The sequence below is a fragment of the Mesotoga sp. HF07.pep.5.2.highcov genome (genome assembly GCF_003666285.1).
GTDB classification, from domain to species: Bacteria; Thermotogota; Thermotogae; order Petrotogales; family Kosmotogaceae; genus Mesotoga; species Mesotoga prima.
Map to the genome: position 1 here is coordinate 1 of NZ_JFHJ01000023.1, position 3,023 is coordinate 3,023.

Consider the following 3,023-nt stretch of genomic DNA (forward strand, 5'->3'; position numbering starts at 1 on the left):
GCGACTGAAAGATAGATTGCCGCTTCAGATAGGTTCAGAATGCATTCAGGCAAGCCGACATTATTCACTGCCTGAAAGGCCGCGTTTGCTATCACCAGGGCCATGGGATCGGAGAGGCCAATATCTTCTGAGGAGAAGATCACCATTCTTCTGGCGATGAACTTAGGATCCTCACCGCCCTCTAGCATCCTTAACATGTAGTACAGAGCCGCATCGGGATCGCTTCCCCTAAGGCTCTTGATGAATGCAGAGACGATGTCATAATGCTCTTCGCCTTTCTTCGTATAGCGCCCCGAAGGCAATACAGATAATTCATTCATGACTTCAAGGTCGAGAACGGGTTTGTCTAGAGCAGCGGCACTCTCGACAAGGGTATCGAGAAGATTGAGGGCAATTCTTGCATCTCCTCCACTACTTTGCGCGATTACTTCAATTACCTCACCGTCAACAGTAACTCCGGACTCCTTGAGGATAAGATCCTTTTCCAATGCCTTATTTAGAAGCGCCGAAATGTCTGAGTCCTTCAAACCTTTAAGAATCACCAGCCTACAGCGAGATAGAAGGGCGGGATTGACTTCGAAGCTAGGATTTTCTGTAGTCGCTCCAATGAGGATAATAATTCCCTTTTCAGTTACGGGAAGAAAGACATCCTGCTGGCTCTTGTTAAGTCGATGAATCTCGTCAACAAAAAGCACCAGTTGTTGCCCAACTCTCTTCAGTCTCTCCCCATGGGCAAAATGCTTCTTAAGATCTGCCGTTCCCTGTAAGCTTGCGCTGAAAAACTCGAAATGGTAGTCATTTCCCAGCTTCGATCTAATGATTTCGCCTATCGTTGTTTTTCCCGTGCCGGGAGGCCCATACAGGATCATTGAAAAGAGCTTGCCGCTGTCGACTGCTCCGCGGATTATTCCCTTTTTTCCCGTCAAGTGCTCCTGACCTACAATGTCGTCGAACTCTTTCGGCCTCAGTCTCTCACTGAGAGGAGTCCAGTCCGCTTCTGAAATACTCAATTGTCTCCTTAATCCCCCTTTCAAGCTGAGTAGAAGGTTCCCATCCAAGCAAGGATCTCGCCCTTTCTATGTTGAGAATTGATTTCTTAACGTCACCCGGCCGTGGTTCCTTGTGCACGGCTTCTCTTGAATAACCGGCGATCGGCTTCATTATGTCAAACAACTCGTTTACCGATGTCCCAATTCCGGTTCCGATGTTTATCACAGTGTTTTCACATTTCTCTATCGCCAGAAGATTCGCCCTAGCGACGTCGCCAACGTATACATAATCCCTTACGCATTCCCCGTCCCCGAAGATTACGACCTCTTGATTATGGAGCATTCTCTCGGAAAAGATCGCTACAACTCCGGCCTCTCCGTACGGATCCTGACGGGGGCCATATACATTTGCGTATCTCAAAACAGTGTATTTGATGCCAAGCTCACTCGAAAAGAATCTGAGATAGTTCTCCGTTGCGTACTTTGCAATTCCATACGGTGACAAGGGTTTCGGCAGTTCCTCTTCATCTGTAGGGATCCTTTTCACATCGTCACCGTAAATCGCTCCACCAGTTGAAGAGAAGATCACTTTTTTCAAGCCGTATTTTGCAGCGATTTTCAGAAGCCTCAAAGAACCGATAATATTCACCATCGCATCTTCTTCAGGCTCTCTCACAGATCTAGAGACGCTTATTTGAGCTGCAAGATGAAAGAGAACTGTAGGCCTGTGAAGCATGAATACCCTTTCCATCATCTCCTGATCGGTGATGTCCTGCTCGTAAAACAGCGCCCTGGGATCAAGATTCTCTATCTTACCGCTCGAAAGATTGTCCACTACGACTGGTGTTTTTCCTGATGAAATCAGGTGATCAACGACATGCGAGCCAATGAATCCCGCTCCTCCAGTAACCAGGTAATTTTCAGCCATTCTATCCTCCTAAATGTCAATATTTCTGCCAGAGAGCAATTGATCATACATCTTTCTAACATTTTGAATGTCCTCCCAGGTAAGGCTTTTTGGTGATCCGGGAGCCCTCGATGCATTTCTGAGAAGATAACTAGGGTGAAACATAGCAAAGACCTTGATTCCGCCGATCCAGTCGAAAATCCGTCCCCTGACCTTTGTTATCTGAATTCCCTCTTCATTCACAAAATATGAAAGTGCCGTGGCTCCGAGCGCAACGATAAGCTTTGGCCTTATTATCGCTAGTTGAGAGAGCATGTATGGCGAACAGGCTCTCTGTTCCTCCGCAGTCGGAACTCTGTTCTTAGGAGGTCTGCACTTTACGATATTTGTTATGAAAATATCTTCTCTCGAAAGTTTCACTGACTCCAGAATCTTTGTAAGCAACTCACCGGCCCTGCCGACAAAGGGCCTGCCTGAAGCATCTTCATCGGCCCCGGGACCTTCACCCACAAAAACAACGGGAGTTTCAATTGAACCTTCACCGGGAACTGTGTTGGTTCTCGATGAGCTCAAAGGACAAAGACTACAGTCACTTATCTTTGAATTGAGTTCAAGAAGAAGCTCTTTCCTCTTTACATAGTCAGTCAACAGTTTTCACCTCAGAATCTGAACCTGAAGAACGGAGCGCCCTTGTAAAGGCCAATCACAAAGTATCTATCCTTCAGTTCCTTTATGTAGTATTTTAGTGCGATACTTTCGACTGTGTCCTGAATAGTTGTGACATCACTGCCAAAGCTTAATCTCAAGATAAGCTCCAGTGCCATACAGTGGAGATCAAAATACATCGGAGAGACCTTGGCTATCGACTCGTCCCACATTGAGATGTCTCCCGCATATGTCCCGATTTCGACAAAGCTTCTCTTTCCGCTCCCGTCAATTCCCAGTGAGAGTCTGTTCAGGACGCCTGGGGTATCTGAAATGGAACCCATAGGAAAGTAAAGCTCATTAATGTGCATTGTGAAGTACAGATCCTCGCTCTTTCTAAGCTCCATCGACAGTCCGAATTCATCAAACTTGGCGTTGGTCCCACCCAACAGTGGCTTGTTCCCGAGCTTCACGTTTGATAT

The 3,023-nt window shown here is 46.7% G+C and carries 3 protein-coding genes and 1 pseudogene; all 4 read right to left on the bottom strand.

The window, feature by feature from the left end:
* On the bottom strand, positions 1-1,010 hold a 1,010-nt coding region (locus BG32_RS00485; RefSeq protein WP_147434764.1), incomplete at its 3' end, for a replication-associated recombination protein A.
* Positions 973-1,917, bottom strand: coding sequence for an NAD-dependent epimerase/dehydratase family protein (locus BG32_RS00490; protein WP_121526212.1), 945 nt, complete (start codon positions 1,915-1,917; stop codon positions 973-975). The genes BG32_RS00490 and BG32_RS00485, both read right to left, overlap by 38 nt.
* Positions 1,918-1,926: 9 nt before the next feature.
* Positions 1,927-2,544 (bottom strand): uracil-DNA glycosylase family protein, encoded by a 618-nt coding sequence (locus BG32_RS00495; protein WP_121526213.1) that lies wholly within the window; start codon positions 2,542-2,544, stop codon positions 1,927-1,929.
* 11 nt (positions 2,545-2,555) lie between these two features.
* Positions 2,556-3,023, bottom strand: a pseudogene (locus BG32_RS00500) (YjgP/YjgQ family permease); the annotation flags it as partial.